The organism is Devosia sp. ZW T5_3 (assembly GCF_044987315.1).
GTDB lineage: Bacteria > Pseudomonadota > Alphaproteobacteria > Rhizobiales > Devosiaceae > Devosia.
Genome location: NZ_JBJDRE010000013.1, coordinates 77647 through 96398 on the forward strand (window position 1 = coordinate 77647; position 18752 = coordinate 96398).

Consider the following 18752-nt stretch of genomic DNA (forward strand, 5'->3'; position numbering starts at 1 on the left):
AAGGCGAAAATGATGCGCTTAGTCGGCGACGAGCACTTCGACGCCGCGGCGCTCGAAGGCTTCGCGGTCGGCCTTGGTGATGCCGTTGTCGGTGATCAGGGTATGCACTAGCTCCACCCCGCCGAGCGAAGAGAACGAGACCTTGCCGATCTTGGTCGAGTCAGCCAGCAGATAGACGCGCGAGGCGGCTTTCACCATGGCGCGCTTCACATAGATGTCCCCGATGGCCGGATAGGTCAGGCCCGCCTCGAACGAGATGCCGGCGGTGGCCAGGAACAGCTTTTCGGCATAGATGCCGACGAAAAATTCCGCCGACTTTTCTCCGCTCAGCGACAGGGTGGGCGCCTTGAACTGGCCGGCCGGCATATGCACCGTATTGGTGGGAATTGCCCCCAGGATCAACGCGATGTTGAGGGCATTGGTGATGATGTTAAGTTCTTGTCTGGACTTCAAATTCTCGGCAAATTGCGTTGTCGTCGTGCCGGAGTCGATGATGATGGTTTCGTTGTTGCGAACCAGTGATGCGGCGACCGCTCCGATCAGTTTCTTGCGGTCCATGTTCTGGCCATGCTGCAGGGACATGGACTGAACCTGCTGGGGGATGGAGCGCAGATAGGCGCCGCCATGTTCGCGCGAGATATAGCCATCGGCATCCAGCCGCTCGAGGTCCTGGCGGATCGTTGCTTCGGACACGGCGAAGGCCGCCGAAAGATCGCGTACCCGGGCGCTGCCTTCTTCCTGCAGCCATTCGAGAATTTTCATGCGGCGCGGCTCGGCCAGCAAATGCTGCCGCCCGCCCTCGACACTCCCGTGCCCGGCTTTGGATGATCTTGGTTTCTGCATTCCGCATCCCTCACACAGGGGTAAAGTGCTAGCATCTGGTTATCCGTTTGAAGCACCAAAACGCGCTTGTCACCCGAAAAAGCGCAAAACAGGTGCACAGGCAAAGTTAGAAAAAACACATAAATCGAAACTTTTCGCCATTGCATGAAAGCAAAACGCAGGATAGCAATCATGCAAACAAAGAGGTGCAGCAACCGCACCCTGTCTGTGAGGAAGCATTTTCGCTGTGGCATGGCCGGCGCCCATTGGAGGCGTTTGCATCTCTGCAACAATTTGCTCGCCACGCCCGACAGGGGCGGCCCGTGCCGGCCCGACCCGCTGGAGACCAGATTGTCATCACCTGCGCCAACGCTAAGAAATGACCTCGTTTCGCTCATCGCCAGCAAGGCCCTGTGGATTCGCCGGCGCAGCTTCCAGATGGTGTATGAGGCCCAGCAGGGGCATCCCGGCGGCGATTTCAGCGCTGCGGATGTGCTGGCAACGCTGTATTTCGGCGCTATGCGCTACGATCCGAAAAACCCCCGCGATCCAGCACGCGACCGTTTTGTGATGAGCAAGGGCCATTGCACCGGCGCCTTTTATTCGGTGCTCGCCGCTGCCGGCTATTTCCCGGAAGCTGACTTATCGAGCTATATGAAGCCCCTGAGCATGCTCAACGGGCACCCCAATCGCAATTACCTGGCGGGCGTCGAAACCAATACCGGTCCACTCGGCCACGGCCTGCCCGTTGCCATCGGCATCGCCATTGCCGGCCAGATCGACAATGCCGATTTCCGCACTTTCGTGCTGACCGGCGACGGCGAATTGCAGGAGGGCAGCAATTGGGAGGCCGCGCTTACCGCCGGTCATCGCAGGCTCGAAAACCTCACCCTGATCATCGACCGGAACCGGTTGCAACAGGGCGCGCGCACCGAGGACACCGCCTCGCTCGATCCGCTGGACGACAAATGGCGGGCCTTTGGCTGGCATGTCGAAATGGTGGATGGGCACGATCACGCCGCGCTCCTGAGCGTACTCAGCGCCAATCCGAAAGGCCGGGGCAGGCCGCTCTGCGTCATCGCCAATACGATCAAGGGCAAGGGCGTGAGCTTCATGCATGACAATGTAGCCTGGCATCATGGCGTGCCCAACAAACAGCAATATGAGCAAGCCATGGCGGAGTTGGTCTGATGAGTGCAGCAGCCCCGGCCAAGGCCGGCTTGTTCGATTGCCGCGACAGTTTCGCCGCCACTATCGAGTCGCTTGCTGCCGCCGACCCGCGGATCGTCACCGTGGTCAGCGACAGCGTGGGCTCGTCCAAGCTGGCCGGCTTCAAGCAGAAATGGCCCGAGCGCATGGTCAATGTCGGCATTGCCGAGCAGACCGTCGTGGCGGTTGGTGCGGGCCTTGCCAATGGCGGTAAGGTGCCGTTCGTGTCGGCGGCGGCGTGCTTTCTCAGTGCCCGCGCGCTTGAGCAGATCAAGGCCGACATTGCCTATTCTAATGTGAATGTGAAACTGATCGGGCAATCGAGCGGCGTCGCCTATGGCGAACTGGGCCCCACCCATCACTCGATCGAGGACATGGCCTGGCTGCGCCTGTTCAACAATCTGACGCTGATCGTTCCGGCTGATCCGTGGCAGACCGAGCAGGCCATTCGTGCCGCCGCTGCCATGGACGGCCCGGTCTTCGTACGCGTCAGCCGCATGCCGGTGCCTGCGCTGGAGCGTAGCCATGCATGTTTCGAGATCGGCAAGGCCGAGACGCTGGTCGAAGGCGACGACATCGCCATCATCGCCAATGGCACCATGGTGCACCGCGCCGTCGCTGCTGCCAAAATCCTCGCCAACGAGGGCATCCATGCCCGTGTCGTCAATATGGCGACGGTCAATCCGCTGGACGAGGCGGCCATTCTGGCCGCAGCGGAAACTGGCGCTATCGTCACCGTCGAGGAGCATTCGGTGCGCGGCGGGTTGGGCGGCGCCATTGCCGAAATCGTCACCGCCAACACGCCGGTCCCCATGCGTATCATGGGTTTCCCGGGCTTTGTGCCCACCGGCTCGGCCGAGTGGCTGATGGAGCATTTCGGCCTCACCGAGACCGGCATTGCCGAGGCCGCCCGCCAGACCATCGCGCGCAAGAGATGAGCCAGCCGGATCTCGTTCTCGCCATCGATCAGGGCACCACCAATACCAAGGCGCTGCTGGTCGATGCGGCTGGCCGCATATTGCAGCAGGCCTCGGTACCCAATGCCGTGTCCTATCCGCAATCGGGCTGGGCCGAGCAATCGGCCACGGCGCTGCTCGATGGCGTGCGGCAGGTCATTGCTGCGATTGTTAGCAAGGCGGGTGCCCAGAACATCGCGGCTGTAGCGATCTCCAACCAGCGCGAGTCGATCATCGTTTGGGATGCGGCGACGGGCGAGCCCATCGGGCCCTGCATCATTTGGCAATGCCGCCGATCCGCCGCCACCTGTGAGGCCCTGCGCGTCGCCGGCCATGCCGAAATCATCGAACAGAAAACCGGGCTGGCGCTCGACCCGCTCTTTCCCGCCGGCAAGATCGCCTGGCTGCTCGACACGATGCCGGGCGCCCGCCAGCGGGCCGAAGCCGGCCAATTGCGGACTGGAACAGTTGACACCTGGCTGTTGTGGAATCTGAGCGGCGGCGCCGTTCATGCCACCGACCATTCCAACGCCTCGCGCACGCAGTTGTTCAATACCCAGACCATGGCCTGGGATGCCGAACTGGCGCGCCTGTTCGATGTGCCACTGACGCTCCTGCCCGTCGTCATGCCATCGGACTCCCGCTTCGGCGAGACGGTCGCGGGAGCCTCGGCGCTACCGGGCGGCATTCCCATCCACGCCATGATCGGGGATTCCCATGCCGCGCTTTATGGCCATGGCGTGCGCAAGCCCGGCATGGTCAAGGCGACTTATGGCACCGGCACTTCGCTGATGGCGCTCACCGGCGAACGGGTGCTGTCACGCCATGGCATTTCCAGCACCATTGCCTGGAGCACCTCCGCCGGGCCAGTCCATGCGCTTGAGGGCAATATCTCGGTTTCGGGGCAGGCGGCGGCATTCATGGCCGACATGCTCGGCCTTGCCGATGCCACAGCCCTGTCCGAACTCGCCGCGACGGTTTCGGACAGCAATGGTGTGGCCTTCGTGCCCGCCTTGGTGGGCCTGGGCGCGCCGCATTGGCGGGCCGATGCGCGCGGCACCATTACCGGTATGACGCTGGGCACCAACCGCGCTCATCTGGCCCGTGCCGCGCTCGAGGCCATTGCGTTCCAGGTGGCGGACGTATTGGCCGCCATGGAGCAGGATACCGGCACGGCGCTTGCCGAGTTGCGCGCCGATGGCGGCGCCTCGCGCAACGGCTTCCTGATGCAATTCCAGGCCGACATTATCGGCCGACCGGTGGCCGTTGCTGCCGCCGCGGAAGTCAGCGCCCTTGGCGCCGCCGCATTGGCGCATGCAGCCCTCGGGCATGACACGGCGCCGGTGGCGGCGGCCGAACTGTATGCACCCGCCATGTCGGCGGCGGAGCGAGATGAGCATCTGACGCGCTGGCACATGGCCGTCGCGCGCACCCTGAGCCAACCCGAAACGGGACCCGAAAGAGGAGGATTTCGATGAGCAACCAGCGTTATGGCGCCGGCATCTGGCATTTTGCCACCTATGTGGATCGCTACGCGACCGATGGCTATGGCACGCCGCGCAGCGTCATCGAGGCCATCGACCTGGCCGGCCAGGTCAAGGACCTCTCGGTGGTCGATATCAACTACCCGTTCTTCGGCGGTGAATTCAGCAATGCCCAGATCAAGGCGGCGCTTGATCGCAACAATCTCGGGGTCATCGGCATCACGCCGGAAATCTATACTCGTGAATTTGCCAAGGGCGCCTTCACCAATCCGGATGCCGGGGTGCGCCGCCGCGCTCATGAACTCATCACCGAAGCCTGCGACGTGGTGCGCTTCTTCAAGGCCGATTATGTCAAGCTGTGGCCCGGCCAGGATGGCTGGGATTATCCCTTCCAGGTCGATCATGGCACGCTGTGGAAGCACTCGCTCGATGGCGTCGGCCAGCTCGCAAGCGAAAACCCGGACCTCAAATTCGTCATTGAATACAAGCCGCGCGAGCCGCGCGTGCATATGAGCTTTGATTCCCTCGCCCGCACCCTGCTCGGCATCGAAAAGATCGGGCTACCCAATGTCGGCATCCTGCTCGATTTCGGCCACGCTTTGTTCGGCGGCGAGTCCGCGGCCGATTCAGCCCAGATGGCGATCGACTATGGGCGGCTCTTCGGCATGGACGTCAACGACAATTACCGCTCCTGGGATGACGATCTGGTGGCGGGCAGCCTGCACCCGATCGAACTGTTCGAGTTCTTCTATGTGCTTCGCAAGAACAAGTGGGAAGGCGTCTGGCAGCTCGATCAATTCCCGTTCCGCGAGGACAGCGTCGCCACGGCGACTCATGCCATCGACTTCCTCAAGGCGGCTTCCCGCGGCCTCGAGGCGCTCGATATCGACGCGCTCAAGGAGGCGCAGAGCAAGCACGACGCCATCGGCGCTCTTCGCATCGCCCAGAAAGCCCTGTTCGGCTCGTTTTGAGCCGGACCTGACCGCCATTAACAGGATAGCCGCCATGCTGCCCCGCGAAAAACGCGCCCGCCTGATCCTTAATACCGACGCCAAGAACGAGGCCGACGATCAGTTCACCATCGTCCATGCCCTGCTGACGCCGACTTTTGATTTCCACGGCATCATCGCCGCCCATTTCGGCGCCCATCGCTCGCAAACCAGCATGCTCGATAGCCGGGAGGAGATCGATAAATTGCTGGACCTGATGGATCTGTCCGGCCGCATCCCGGTGGCCAATGGCGGAGCAAATGCCTTGCCCGACGAGAGCACGCCCGTGCCGTCGCCCGGCGCGCAGCTGATCATCGACCAGGCCATGGCAGACGACGATCGCCCGCTTTATGTGGCATTTCTGGGCCCATTGACCGACATGGCCTCCGCATTGCTGCTGGAGCCGCGGCTCAATGAGCGCAATGTCATCTGCGTATGGATCGGGGGCGGGGCCTGGCCGGTGGGCGGGCGCGAATTCAACCTGATGAACGATATCGCCGCCGCCAATGTGGTGATGCGCTCGAATATCCAAGTCTGGCAAATCCCCTCCACCGTCTACCGCATGATGGCGGTGAGCTATGCCGAGCTACAGGAACGTTGCGCCGGCCGCGGCGCTATCGGGGATTATCTCGTCGAGCAGTTGATCGACTGGAATTTGCGGGTGCATCCGGGTCCTATCGAACACCGTTCGCTGGGCGACACTCCGGCCTTGTCGGTCATCCTCAACCCCCATGGCGGGCTATCCGACTGGCGCCCTGCGCCCGAATTCACCAGCCACATGAACTACGTTCATACCGGCAAGAACCGGCCCATCAAGGTCTACGACAATATCGACGTGCGCTACATCCTTGAGGATTTTTACGCCAAGCTGGCCCGCTTCCACCGCGGCGTGCAGGACCTGGCGCAATTTGGTTAGCGACGCGAGCAGCAACAGCACAAAACGCTAAAACTGTCCGGACAGGCCAAGCCTGGCGCCGATGGAGCGCTGGCCATTGCCGTCGATGTCGAGCAGAAAATTGGTATCGACGGACCAGCCTTGCCTTGTTGCGACGGACACGCCAAGCAGCAGCTGCCCGAAGGCGCCGGAACCATCTAGCCCGGCAAAGCCGCCGGTCAGGCCCAGCTTGGGCAGGAGGGTCATGCCGTCTTCCAGCACATAGAGGCGGGCTATTTCGCCGCCGAGGCTGACGCGGAATTGCTCGTTGGTGAAGCCGGGCAGGTCGATGACATTGCCAAGGCCGTTGGTGACCGTGTAATCCGCCGCCGTTTCCGAGAGATAGACCGCCCGCAGTTTTGGGGTGAGCGTGGTCACTTCGTCGAGCAGCCATTGACCGGTGATTGCGGTGTCGGCCATCCAGCGTTGCGTGTCGAAGGTGCCATCCCAGGCCCTGGTATCGATATCGTTGGCGGAACCGCCATAGCGCAGGCTTGTGTCCCAGAACACGCCTTGGCCCAGTTCCAGCGACGCATACGGACCGGCAAGCCAGCCATTGCCGCTCAATTCGGCGTCCTCGCCCGGATCGGTCATGCGATCGAAATGGACTGACAAGCCGATCAGCGCCTGGTCGGTGACGAGATAATCGGCACCGGCCGAGATCATGCCGAAACTGCCCCATTGGTTGTCGCCGGCATCGCTCTGGTGCATCAACAGCGTCCCGTCGACCCACATATTGAACGGCGCTGCAACGGCCACCGCAATGCCCGCATCGGCCGCTTCCAGTTGCGCCAGGCTGGTGGAGAAGCCCAGCGCCATCCCTTGCTCGGTTGGCTGCAAGCGCGATGCTATCGGATCGGCGGATAGTGCCATGTTGCGCCGGTCCACCAGACCGGGAACCTTGATCGTCGAGGCGATCAGGCCCTGCCGGGCCTGCACGAAGTCCTGCACCAGCCCGCCGATCTCGGCGGCGATCGCCGCTGAATCATGGGCGAGCACATAGGTGACGGTCCCGGTATTGGAGCTTCCCAAAGCGCTGGTCAGCCGGAAACCGACTTGCACGCGGCCGGAAAAGGCGGGGTCCGGAATGAACTTCAGATACCAGCCGAGCGGCCCGGCCGGTCCGGCCTGAGCGAATTCGCCGCGCACGATGGAGGCGGTGCCGGCATTGGACGGCGTGACGGAGATGATGTCGGCGGCGCTGAAGGGGCCGCCGGTGGCCCCGCGGGTGAGATCGACATTAACCGGGGTGGAGCCGGGCGGGACCTCGATCTGCTGATCGGGCACCGTGACGGTGCGTTCACCGACCTTGAGCGTGTAACTGGCTGCACCGGTCGCGCCGGTATTGTCGCGGACCTGAATGGTGAAGCTGTAATCGCCCTGGCTATTCGCATCCAGCGGACCGCTCAGCGTGCCGGTGGAAACGTTGAGGACCATGCCGGCCGGCAATGTGCCGGAGAGCAGGCTATAGAGCAGGGGGGCGGTGCCGCCAACAGCCGATATCGGCTGATTATAGTCTTCGCCAACCATGGCATCGGGCAGGGCGCCTGAGGGTGGAGAGAAGCTGAAGTCCGGTGTCGGCGTATCCCCGATCACGGCTATGGTCTGGATGGCTTGGCGCGAGGCGTTGAAATTGGCGTCGCCCGGATGCTGCGCGCTCAGCACGCAATCGCCGCCCTTGAGGAACGTGACCACGCCATTGGAAATGGCGCAGATGCCACTGCTTTCGACCCTCACCTCGACGGGCACGCTCGCACTGACCCGGATGGCGTGGGCGCTCACCGCATAGGTCTGCCCCACCACCGCCTCCCGAGGCGCAATGGTGTCGAAATAGATGCTCTGCTCCGCCTTGGCGATGTCGATGGTAACAGGGCTGCTGACGCCTGGCTCATGGTCGACGTCACCCGAATAGATGGCGGCAATGGTATGCAGGCCGGCGGCAAGTTGGTCGGTTGCCAGGGTGAGGCTGGCACCGCTGCCGGATTCGAATGTGGCGCCACCAATCCTGGTACTGCCGTCCATGAAGGCTATTTCGCCACTGGGCGGGGCACTGGTTCCGATGACCAGGGCCTTTATGACGACGGTTTGCCCATAGACCCTGCCGCTTGGAAGGTCATCCACGATCACTATTGAAACCGCCTTGGTGAGCGTCAACATCGCGGGTCTCGAATAGGCGGTCTCGCCATCCTTGCTGACCACGACGCGATAGCGGTGACCGCTATCGGCAACGCGAACCGGTTTGAAGGTATGGCTGCTGCCATCTGCTCCCGGAACGGTCGCGAAACTCAAACCATCGGTGCTGACTTGCCATTGGTAGGAGACGTCATCTTCGGCGACCACAACCGAGAAGGTGACGAATTGCCCTGCCGCTGTCGTCACATCAGCCGGCTGCTGCATGATGGTGGGCGGGGCGGCCTGCACTGGCGCGCTGAGCAGCACCGTGAGCGCCGCCAGCATAAGGGCGGAAAACCAAGTGCGGCATGCGCTCTTCCACCCGGATTGGAATGCCGCATGCTCCATGGGTCGGGAAAACAAGGTCACGATCAATGCCATGCCAATGCTGAATCTCGGTCGAGGAAATAGCCGGCCCGTCCCCGCGCCGGACGGCTGATGGGTGACAGCCGCGCACGAATGTCACCCATACAAAGGCCTAGAATTTTATGCCGAGACCGACCTTGAGAGCATGCTGGTCGACAGCGACATTGACGCCGCCAAGATCGCTGTCGCCGTAGTCGCTGTAACGGTATTCGACGCGGCCAAACACATTGTCGGTGAAGGCGTAATCCACGCCCGCGCCGATCGTGTAGCCGTTGAAGGTTTCTTCGGTTTTGCCAAGGCCCGGGAAATCCACATAGCCCTGCGTCGTCGCCCAGCCCGCCGTGGCGTAGATCAGCGCGCGATCGAAGGCGTAGCCCAGGCGGCCACGCACCGAACCCGCCCAGTCGGTGCCGAACTGGGCACCGAAGATTTCCTGTTCGTTCCAATTGTATTCGAGGTCGCCCTCGATCCCGAGCACGACATTATTGTCCAACTGGTAATTGTAGCCCGCGAAAGCACCGAAAATGCCGCCATTGGCTTCCTCGGAACTGGAGATGCCAAGGCCGGAAAACTCGCCGCTCGCCCAGGCGCCGCCGCCCTGGATACCGAGATAAGCGCCGGACCATGCATAGGAGGAGGGCACGATTGGAAGCGGAGACTGTGCGGCAATGATATCGGCGGCTTGTGCCGTCGACGCGCCAAGCGCGATGAAGGCGGAAAGAACGAGTTTTTTCATAATGGCATACTCCAACTGCTGAAATTCGTGGCATTGGCAGATAGCGGACAGGCGGCATCACGCGCCGGCAAGCTGACCTGCCGAGCTTCTCCGAATGCCTGACGCTCAATAGGACGAGGCCCCGATCCGCTGCGCAATCGAGGTCAAAAAATCAAATTTGGGCCGTAAAGATAAGCCGCCAGGGGCGACGCGTGGCGAATCTATCTCAATGCGCAAACCGGACCGGGCAAAATACTCCGGACGCGCAACGTCACGTCACCGGGCCAGGGCACGAGCCCCTATCGCCCCCAAAGCGTGGCCCGATCGAACCAGTTCGCCGATTCGCCCGTTCGGCCACTTTGCGCCAAAACGCGGATTTCACGTGGGGTAAGTCCATGCAGGCGTTGAAATGCGCGCGTAAAATTATGCGCATAGATGAAGCCGTGCTCGAGCCCGATTTCCGCTATTGATTTGTGGGATTGGGCTGGGTCGCGCAAAGCTGCGCGCGCCAGGTTCAGCCGCCGCTTTTGAAGATAGCTCGCAACGCCCCCCTCGCTGGAAAACAGATAGGTGAGCTTGCGCAGCGAGATGCCGAAGGCGGCAGCAATCTGGGCCGGAGAAATGTTCGGATCGAGGGCGTGCGCATCGATATAGCGGCGGATTTCTCCAAGCTGGGCAGCGGCTACCCCCAGCGATAGATCAGCTCTTTTTACTCCGTTCAGCGTAGCGGCGACGAGTTCCACAGCGGGTAGCGCAAGAGCGGCCGCCTGCTGCTCGTCAAGCAGCGGCAGCGCACGCCAGAGCGCGACCATGTGGTTGCGCAACAATGTGACCATCGGCTCGTCGGCGGCAAGAACCCGCATATTCTGCTCGTCCGGGTGAGTGAGCAAAGGCGCCAGCAGGGACCTCGGGACAAACAGGGTCAGATTGGCGAAGTCGCTGGCCGATCCCGCATGAGCCTGCCCGGCGTCGTGAATGACCAGATCGCCCGGCCCCGCTTGTGCCTCCCCGCGGCCGTCCTGGCGGCTCCACTGGCCCGCCAGGAAAAACTGCACCTCGAAATGATCGTACCCGTCCGCCCCGATACGATAGCTGGAACGGCTCAGTTTCTGGGCAACGCTAAGGCAATATGTCAGCAGCAATTCGCCGACGCGGAAGGTGGTGTGCGTCGTGTGAAATGCTTCGGGCCGGGCAAGATTGACGTCATACAGCGAGCCGGCGGAGTCCTGCCAGAACTCCAGCGCCCGTTTCAAAGGCAGCTCTCGGGTGTTGGTTTTGAACACCAGGGTTGGATGTGCGTCGTTCATGGCAAGACACTCACAATTTCAGTGTGCCCGTCGCTGCGAAAGTGACCGGTGCAAAGCAAGCGGGACTTGTCCTCTAATCAGCCTGCTGAGAAATCACCTGAAATGGAACATTGACCACTATTTAGCGGACCGGAAGCATTTGGAAAACTGCCAGGTCGATCTGGACGGCCGCTCTCATATGGCCGGGGCTGCCCCCCGGCCGAGTGGGGCGTCCCCGTGGTGCGGCACTTGCTACGGCGCTTGTCGTGATCACAACGGGGGCAATTCTTGGGTCATTTTGCTTCTAATTTAGGCAATCGAAGTTTCTGGCGACGCCTTGTGCGTTTTATCCTTGCGCTGCGAAATTCTGTACGCTTTGTTTTGGCGGAACAACAAACATCGGGTCCACATTCATGCTGAATCGCAGGCTGTTTTCTGCCTCCACCCTTGCCGCATTTGCCTTGGCAGGCTTCGCCACTGTGCCGGCCTTTGCCCAGACCGCCGTCAAGCTGACGCTGGACTGGCGTTTCGAAGGCCCGGCTGCCGGTTTCCTGTTGGCGCAGGATAAGGGTTACTTTGCAGAAGAAGGCCTGGATGTGACCATAGACACCGGCAATGGCTCGGTAGAAGCCATTCCGCGCGTCGCCACCGGCGCCTATCAGTTCGGATTTGGCGACATCAATTCGCTGATCAAGTTCCTCGATGAAGATCCGGCCCAGCCGGTCAAGTCGATTATGATGGTCTATGACAAGCCGGTGTTTTCGATCATCGGCCGCAAGTCGCTGGGCATTACCGACGATCCCAAATCGCTGGAAGGCAAGAAGCTGGGCGCGCCGCCGCCGGACGGCGCCTTTGCCCAGTGGAAGGCCTTCATTCCGGCAGCCGGGATCGATGCTTCCAGCATTACCATAGAGAATATCGGCTTCCCGGTGCGCGAACCGATGCTGGCTTCGGGCGATGTGGATGGCGTGTTCGGCTTTGCCTTTTCGGTTATCCTCAACCTGATCGCCAATGGCGTGCCGGAAGACGATATTTCCACCATCCTGTTCGCCGACCACGGCCTCAACCTCTATGGCAATGCCATCCTGGTGAACGAAACCTTTGCCGAAGCGAACCCGGACGTCGTGAAGGGCTTCCTCCGGGCGCTGGCCAAGGGCTTTGCCGATGCGGTGGCTGATCCGGCGGCGGGCGCCGCGGCGGTGCTGGCTCGCAACGAGACGCTGAACCTCGATACCGAAATAGCGCGCCTGACCATGGCCAACGAGATGAACATCAAGACGCCCTATGTGGTCGAACATGGCTTTGGCGGCATCGATGAGGCCCGGCTCACCGCGTCGCTCGAGACGCTGAAACTGTCGCTCGGCCTTAAGGGTGCGGTGACCGCGGCGGACGTGTTCGACGCACAATATTTGCCCCCCGCTGAAGAGCGCATGCTGCCTTAAGCGGCCTTCCCAGCCTCCCCCGGACAGGGGGAGGAACGGTGCCGCGAGCAGCGCGGCACCGCAATTTTCTCCAATACCGGAACCGCCATGCCCCTGGTTTCCATTGAAAATGTCGACATGCGCTATGGCGGACCGGGCGGAACGCTGGCCGTGAGCGGCCTCAACCTGCGGATCGAGCGCGGCGAATTTGTTGCCGTGGTGGGGCCGTCCGGCTGTGGCAAGTCCACGCTGATGAAACTGACGACCGGGCTGCACATTCCCCAGAGCGGTACGGTGATCGTTGCCAACCAGGAAGTGAGCAAGCCCGTTTCGATCGTTGGCATGGCGTTCCAGAACCCGACCATGCTGCCCTGGCGCACGACGCTGGAGAATATCCTGCTGCCGCTCGAAATTGTGGAGCGACACCGCCATCGGCTGCGGGCGCACAAGAAGGAATATGTCGAAAAGGCCGAGGCGCTGCTGGAAACGGTTGGGCTCAAGGGCTTTGGCGACAAGTTTCCCTGGCAGCTTTCCGGCGGCATGCAGCAGCGGGCCAATCTTTGCCGGGCACTGATCCATGAGCCCGAACTGCTGATGCTGGACGAGCCCTTCGGCGCGCTGGACGCATTCACCCGCGAAGAGCTGTGGTGCGTGATCCGGGACCTGCACGCCAGCCAGGATGTCACCATTGTTCTCGTCACCCATGACCTGCGGGAATCCGTGTTCCTGGCCGACAAGGTCGTGGTGATGAGTGCGCGTCCGGGGCGGGTTATTTCCGAATATGTCGTGCCATTCGAGCGGCCACGGCAGCTCGACATTCTCTATCAGCCGGCATTCAACGAAATGGTGCAGGCGCTGCATGGCGAGATTGCTGTCGCGAGGGTCGCCGCATGACCAATCTCGAAACCGTCACCGTCGCATCGACCCCGCCGGCGCCGCGGGTTGCGTTCAAGATCAACTGGCTGCGCCTCGCGCCGCTGCTCTACACGATTGGCCTGTTCGTGATCTGGGAGGTCGGGGTGCGGCTCTCGGGCCTGCCGCATACGATTTTTCCGGCGCCAAGCCGAGTGTTCGAAGCGATCGTGCAATATTGGTCGCCGATCTGGAAAAACTCCCTGCAGACGCTCTATACCACCGTGTTGGGCTTCCTTATCGCCGTCGTCGCGGGACTGGGGATAGGCTTGTTCATCGGCTGGTCCAAGACGATTTATGCCGGGCTTTATCCGATCATGATCGGCTTCAATGCAATTCCCAAAGTAGCTTTAGTACCGATCCTGGTCATCTGGTTCGGCATTGGCACCGTACCGGCAGTGCTGACGGCGTTCCTGATTTCGTTCTTTCCCATCGTGGTCAATGTCGCGACGGGCCTCGCCACGATCGAGCCGGAGACCGAGGACGTGTTGCGGGCGCTCGGCGCAAAGAAGCTCGACATCATGCTCAAGGTCGGCATTCCGCGCTCGATGCCGTATTTTTTCGGCTCGCTGAAGGTGGCAATCACCCTGGCCTTTGTCGGCTCGGTGGTCAGTGAAACCGTGGCGTCCAACAACGGCTTGGGCAACATGATGGCGTCTGCTCAATCCAATTTCAACGTGCCGCTGGTATTTGCCGGGCTACTGATGCTCGCGATCGAGGGCATCACCATGTACGCGCTCATGGCGTGGCTGGAGAAGCGGATGACCGGCTGGGCGCACCGCTCGACAATGAGCAACTGATCCGAGCAAGATCAATGGCGCGCTGCCGCTCCGAGCGCTGCGGCAACCACGTCGGCCAGGCCGCGCCCGGCGCTGCCATCCTCATCAAGGCGCGGATTGTAGATGGTGATCTCAAGTCCGACCGCCTTGCCACTGGCCAGCGCAATCCGCAGCGCGGCCCCTAGTTCGTCCCACGACAACCCGCCCGGTACGCGGAAATCGACAGCCGGCATGATCGCGTCGTCGAGACAGTCGGCGTCAAGATGGATGAAAAAGCCGTCCAGTTCGCCTCGCGTCAGGTGATCAACCGCTTCGCCTGCGGCGGCCTCGATGCCTTTGGCGCGCACGGCAGGCAGCTCAAGCGCCTTGAGCTCTGCGGGGAGCGGCTGGCTGCCATACTCCTCCTGATCCTTGTGGTCGCGATAGGCAAACGCGACAGCGTCTTCAGGCCGGACCAGAGGCTTGCGCCCTTCGATGTCGGTCAGCAGCGGCGGCCCGTAGCCGGTGACGAAAGCGAGATCCATGGAGGCGCCCTCGCCATTGGGTTCTGCCGCGGGCTGGAAGAAATCGGCATTGCCGTCGATGAAGAGCAGGCCATACCGGCCGCGCCGTCGAAGCGCGAGCATCGAGCCAATCAGGATCGTACAATCGCCGCCCAGCACCACCGGAAACTCTCCCGCATCGAGCACCGCTTCCACCGCGTCAGCGAGCTTGGACGACCACGCCGCAATTGCCGTGGCGTTTAGAACACCGGTCTCGGGATCGGGCGTGGGGTCCTTGCGAGGCACGCCCAACCGTCCGGCGCGGCGCGCGTGAATACGCTCCGCAAGACCAAGATCAAGCAGCCGACCAGCCAGACGCTCGACGCCCTCGGTCGCCAGGCCCAGCGTGGAAGGAGCTTCGAGAACAGCATAGGGGCCGGGCATGGGCGCCTCCTGTTTGTGGCTTAAGTCAGTCCTTCGACAACGGTCGCTGCTGCGCCTTGTTCCCTGCCACGCCGCATTTGAAGTGGGACAATGGCAAGGCCTTGCCGGCTTTCGCTTGCGCCGCGGCGGTAGAGGCTGGATACGTAATTCCATAATTTTCCGAGAGAATTGCCGTGAACCCCTGGGTCCTGATCGATACCGTCCCGCTCCCCGATGGCCGCGGTGATATCCGCCTGATCCAGCGCGCCGACGAATTCTCTATCATGCTGGGCACGATTGCCTTGATGAACAGCCGGCTCAGTGGGTCCGAAGAAGCAATGGCCGGGCTGGCACGGGCGCGGATCAGCGATCGGCCGAATGCCCACGTGCTGATCGGTGGGCTCGGCATGGGCTTCACTTTGCGTGCGGCGCTCGCCGAGTTCCCGCAAACCACCACCATCACCGTTTCCGAGCTGATGCCCGCCGTGGTGGCCTGGGCGAAGGGCCCAATGACGCCCATTTTCGGCGATTGCCTTGAGGATCCGCGCGTCGACATCAAGGTCGTCGATGTGCGCCGGCTGATCAATTCGGCCAAGGCGAGCTACGACGCCATCCTGCTCGACGTCGACAACGGTCCCGATGGATTGACTGTCGAGACCAATGACGCGCTCTACAGCATGACCGGCCTTAAAGCCGCCAGTGCTGCGCTGCGTCCGGGCGGCGTGCTCGCAATTTGGGCCTCCGCACCCGATCGAGCCTTCACCCAGCGCCTGCAACGCGCCGGATTTACGGTGGAGGAAGAGCGGATCCGCGCCAATGGCAAGAGCCGAGGCTCCCGCCACGTCATCTGGCTGGCCACCCGCCCAATTACGCACTCGCCTGGAGTTCGCTCCGCATCGAGGAAACTATAGAAATCGCGATCTGCTGCCGTGTTAGTCCGCCGGCAGGGCGCCGGCGGGGCCATGGTCAGATTACCAGGGTTGGGTTTCGTTGACCGACCCCGTGAAGGTGCCGGTGGGGCCTTCGCCGTCGAGGAGGGCGACGCGGACGGCTTCGGCGGCGCCTTGCTGGACGGTTTCCGTGCCTTCGTAGTTGTTGAGTGCAGTGCTGGTGAAGCCAGGGGTCACCGCATTGACCTTGATGCCTTCGGCTTCAAGATCGATGGCAAAGGCCAGAGTGATGGCGTTGAGCGCGGTCTTGGAGGCGCCATAGCCAGGGTTGAACGTTGCCCGGTAGGGGTTGGTCGGTGAAAGCATGGCGAGCGAGCCGAGATTGCTCGATACATTGACGATGCGTGCGGCTTCCGATTTGCGTAACAGGGGCACGAAAGCCTGTGTGACGGCGATGACGCCGAAAACATTGGTCTCCCAGATAGTGCGCACTTCGTCGACCGGGATCAGTGTGGCCCGCGAACGCTGAATATAGTCCTGCATGGTCTCGACCTCCTGGCCATTGGCCCGGGAAATGGCGGCATTGTTAATGAGAATGTCGAGGCGGCCAAATTGCCGTTCAACCTGTGCGACGGCGGCACGGATCGACGCTTCGTCGGTGACATCGAGCTGGATAGGGTGAACATCGCCGGCAAGGGTTTGGGCTGCCGATTTACCGCGCTCGAGGTTGCGCGAGCCGAGCAACACCGTGAGACCGCTGGCGGCAAGGTCGGTTGCGATCTGCAGCCCGATGCCCTGATTGGCGCCGGTGACGAGGGCAATGCGTGAATTTTGAGGCATGGCGTGATCCTGTTCTTGATTGGCCGAACAGGAGATAGTCATGGGCAGCTGGACGCTCTATATTTAAACGTCCAAGATTATGTCGAATGAGTCCAGAATGGCTGATCCTCTTGCGCAGATCGTTGGCTTGCTGCAGCCGGGCGCACCGTTTTCCAAATGTGTCACTGGATCGGGGCCATGGCGTGTGCGGCGGACGCAATCGCCCAACCCCTATTATGTTGCTGTGCTCAAGGGGAGCCTGCGCTACCGGGATCAGCTAAGCGGCGAGGTCATCGTCAATGCGGGCGACTTTATCCTCATCCCTTCGGCGCAGGACTTCATGATGTGGAGTGAGGCGCCCAGCGCTGACAATGACCTGGTGATCGATCCGGTCATCCTACCCGGAGGGGGGTATCGCGTCGGTAGTATCGATGGTCCGATCGATATGCGGGCGCTGGTGGGCTATTGCATATTCCAGTCCGAAGACGCGACGCTATTGTCGTCGCTGCTGCCTGAACTGGTGGTGGTTCGGGGCGAACATCGCCTCGCTATGCTGATGCAATTGCTGGGTGACGAGGCGGTGGGCAGCAAGCCGGGGCGAGAGGTGGTGTTGCAGCATCTGCTGGAAGTGCTGCTGATCGAGGCGCTGCGCTCGACGGCCGAACTGGGCGATTCACCGGGATTGTTGCGCGGCCTGTCGGACGAGCGGCTGGCCGTGGCGATACGGAATATGCATGCAAGACCCGGACGCGGCTGGACCGTGGCCGAACTGGCGCGCGAGGCAGCTTTGTCCCGCTCGGGTTTCCATGAGCGCTTTCAAAGCGCAATAGGCATGGCGCCGATGGAATATCTGAAGGCCTGGCGACTGGCTTTGGCCAAGGACTTGCTGCGCAAGCGAGAGGCAAGTGTCGGTGAAATTGCCCGGCAGGTTGGCTACCGTTCGGCAAGTGCCTTCAGCGTGGCTTTCCTGCGTGACGTTGGTGTGTCCCCGGCACGCTACGCCCGCGAAACGCCGGGCCTGTCCGGCATGGCGAAGGAATTTGAAGGCGCTATCGCCTGAAGTTGCATAAGTCCGTCAAACCCCGGTCGCACGTTGCCTCAGTAGACTAGCTTAGCCGGTGTACAAGCTTTGCGTGCAGCCGCGCAAAACTTGGGGCGGTGGCGGCGGTCACTGATCGTGCGGATATGCCGCGAAGCTCGAGCGCTCTCCGATAGCGCAGCGCTTCTGGGCTGGCACCAACGACGAGGACCGGCGCCTGTTGCAGGGGCCATTCGGCCTGGGCTTCGGCAATTTCCGCGCCAATCAGGAGGCCGGCAATATAACCGCTGATCTCGTTCGCCGGCATGCGCTCGAAGAGCACGAGGCTCCGCGCAGAAAAGACACGGCGCAGAAGGCCGCCTGGCATGTCGCCGAGCCAGGCCGTGCGCAGGCCACGCTCGAAACCTACATCGTCAATAGCGGCATCTGCCGGAATGAGCCGGCTGACCAGCGAATCCTTGCGCAGCAGGTTGGCTATTTCGCCGCCCATATAGGTCGCCAGGCCGGTGATCTGGCCACCCGCGATGCTCACATATTTCGTGTGCGCACCGGGTAGCACCACGACGGCACTGGCCATCCCATCACCGGCCGCCAGTGCCTTGAGTTCTTCGCCGCGCATTACGTCAGGCAGTGCGCCTGTCGTTGATACGCCGGGCAAAAAGACGTGCGGGATACCTTCGCCTGGCAGTGTCGTCGCGGCGCCGGCAAGGTCGCCAAATCCGGCCGGTGCGGGCACAAAACCGGTTTCGACCCACCCATTGCGCCCGGTAACCATGCCCGAAAGATAGGCCGCATCCGCCTGTCCGAGCCAATCCGCAGGCAGCAATTTGGCAAAGTGCTTCGCAAAGTCCCCACCCCCGACCGCATTTGTTCCGACTGGGTGATGCGCCTGCGCGAGGACTTCGCCCTCGTCGTCCATCAGCTCCGCACCAAAACTCGATGACGTCCATTCTACACCGATGAGCATGGGCACTCCTTGCATGGGGAAAGGTGGACCGCGCGGGTCGCACTTGACCGCTAGCACAGCTCATGTATGTTGTTCCACATAAAAGAA

17 protein-coding genes are annotated in these 18752 nt (G+C 61.9%); 10 read left to right on the forward strand and 7 right to left on the reverse strand.

The genetic code is table 11. The features are described 5' to 3' along the window. Positions 1-18: 18 nt before the first annotated feature. Positions 19-843, reverse strand: coding sequence for a DeoR/GlpR family DNA-binding transcription regulator (locus ACI3KW_RS16535; protein ID WP_404848989.1), 825 nt, complete (start codon positions 841-843; stop codon positions 19-21). Positions 844-1218: 375 nt separating this feature from the next. Here ACI3KW_RS16535 and ACI3KW_RS16540 point away from each other — a divergent pair, with 375 nt between their 5' ends. From ACI3KW_RS16540 to ACI3KW_RS16560, 5 genes are read left to right on the forward strand one after another with little or no spacing between them, the layout of a single operon-like run. Continuing rightward, positions 1219-2013: a transketolase gene (locus ACI3KW_RS16540; RefSeq protein ID WP_404849059.1), complete on the forward strand. Its 795-nt coding sequence runs from the start codon at positions 1219-1221 to the stop codon at positions 2011-2013. Further along, positions 2013-2969, forward strand: coding sequence for a transketolase family protein (locus tag ACI3KW_RS16545; RefSeq protein WP_404848990.1), 957 nt, complete (start codon positions 2013-2015; stop codon positions 2967-2969). Before ACI3KW_RS16540 ends, ACI3KW_RS16545 begins: the two co-directional genes overlap by 1 nt. Next, on the forward strand, positions 2966-4465 hold the full coding sequence (locus ACI3KW_RS16550; protein WP_404848991.1) for an FGGY family carbohydrate kinase: 1500 nt from the start codon (positions 2966-2968) through the stop codon (positions 4463-4465). The genes ACI3KW_RS16545 and ACI3KW_RS16550 overlap by 4 nt, the downstream gene beginning before the upstream one ends. Next, positions 4462-5442 carry a sugar phosphate isomerase/epimerase family protein gene (locus tag ACI3KW_RS16555; protein ID WP_404848992.1) on the forward strand — a complete coding sequence of 327 codons (981 nt, stop codon included), beginning with the start codon at positions 4462-4464 and terminating at the stop codon, positions 5440-5442. Before ACI3KW_RS16550 ends, ACI3KW_RS16555 begins: the two co-directional genes overlap by 4 nt. Before the next feature lie 34 nt (positions 5443-5476). Continuing rightward, a complete protein-coding gene (locus tag ACI3KW_RS16560; RefSeq protein WP_404848993.1) occupies positions 5477-6376 on the forward strand; it encodes a nucleoside hydrolase in 900 nt (299 codons plus the stop codon). A 27-nt stretch (positions 6377-6403) separates the two neighbouring features. Here ACI3KW_RS16560 and ACI3KW_RS16565 read toward each other — a convergent pair whose 3' ends face one another. The 3 genes from ACI3KW_RS16565 to ACI3KW_RS16575 all read right to left on the reverse strand — a co-directional run bounded on the left by ACI3KW_RS16565 (position 6404) and on the right by ACI3KW_RS16575 (position 10954). Beyond that, complete coding sequence (locus ACI3KW_RS16565) at positions 6404-8851, reverse strand: Ig-like domain repeat protein (RefSeq protein WP_404848994.1); 2448 nt, start codon at positions 8849-8851, stop codon at positions 6404-6406. A 193-nt stretch (positions 8852-9044) separates the two neighbouring features. Then, entirely contained in the window at positions 9045-9668 is a 624-nt protein-coding gene (locus tag ACI3KW_RS16570) for an outer membrane protein (protein ID WP_404848995.1), read from the reverse strand. Between the two features lie 278 nt (positions 9669-9946). Further along, the gene (locus ACI3KW_RS16575) at positions 9947-10954 is read right to left on the reverse strand and encodes a helix-turn-helix domain-containing protein (RefSeq protein ID WP_404848996.1); all 1008 of its coding nucleotides are present in this window, start codon (positions 10952-10954) and stop codon (positions 9947-9949) included. A gap of 392 nt (positions 10955-11346) precedes the next feature. Between ACI3KW_RS16575 and ACI3KW_RS16580 the strand changes: the two genes are divergently transcribed. From ACI3KW_RS16580 to ACI3KW_RS16590, 3 genes are all read left to right on the forward strand, one after another. Further along, entirely contained in the window at positions 11347-12375 is a 1029-nt protein-coding gene (locus ACI3KW_RS16580) for an ABC transporter substrate-binding protein (RefSeq protein ID WP_404848997.1), read from the forward strand. A 117-nt stretch (positions 12376-12492) separates the two neighbouring features. After that, complete coding sequence (locus ACI3KW_RS16585; RefSeq protein WP_404849060.1) at positions 12493-13248, forward strand: ABC transporter ATP-binding protein; 756 nt, start codon at positions 12493-12495, stop codon at positions 13246-13248. After that, complete coding sequence (locus ACI3KW_RS16590) at positions 13245-14066, forward strand: ABC transporter permease (RefSeq protein ID WP_404848998.1); 822 nt, start codon at positions 13245-13247, stop codon at positions 14064-14066. The genes ACI3KW_RS16585 and ACI3KW_RS16590 overlap by 4 nt, the downstream gene beginning before the upstream one ends. Before the next feature lie 11 nt (positions 14067-14077). On the opposite strand, the gene ACI3KW_RS16595 is transcribed toward ACI3KW_RS16590, so the two are convergent. Further along, positions 14078-14971 carry an arginase family protein gene (locus ACI3KW_RS16595; protein ID WP_404848999.1) on the reverse strand — a complete coding sequence of 298 codons (894 nt, stop codon included), beginning with the start codon at positions 14969-14971 and terminating at the stop codon, positions 14078-14080. Positions 14972-15144: 173 nt separating this feature from the next. Here ACI3KW_RS16595 and ACI3KW_RS16600 point away from each other — a divergent pair, with 173 nt between their 5' ends. After that, positions 15145-15861: an MnmC family methyltransferase gene (locus ACI3KW_RS16600; protein WP_404849000.1), complete on the forward strand. Its 717-nt coding sequence runs from the start codon at positions 15145-15147 to the stop codon at positions 15859-15861. 60 nt (positions 15862-15921) lie between these two features. On the opposite strand, the gene ACI3KW_RS16605 is transcribed toward ACI3KW_RS16600, so the two are convergent. Continuing rightward, complete coding sequence (locus ACI3KW_RS16605) at positions 15922-16680, reverse strand: SDR family NAD(P)-dependent oxidoreductase (protein WP_404849001.1); 759 nt, start codon at positions 16678-16680, stop codon at positions 15922-15924. A 97-nt stretch (positions 16681-16777) separates the two neighbouring features. Between ACI3KW_RS16605 and ACI3KW_RS16610 the strand changes: the two genes are divergently transcribed. After that, complete coding sequence (locus ACI3KW_RS16610; protein ID WP_404849002.1) at positions 16778-17719, forward strand: AraC family transcriptional regulator; 942 nt, start codon at positions 16778-16780, stop codon at positions 17717-17719. A 46-nt stretch (positions 17720-17765) separates the two neighbouring features. On the opposite strand, the gene ACI3KW_RS16615 is transcribed toward ACI3KW_RS16610, so the two are convergent. Further along, on the reverse strand, positions 17766-18665 hold the full coding sequence (locus ACI3KW_RS16615) for a 2-dehydro-3-deoxygalactonokinase (RefSeq protein ID WP_404849003.1): 900 nt from the start codon (positions 18663-18665) through the stop codon (positions 17766-17768). Positions 18666-18752: the final 87 nt, after the last annotated feature.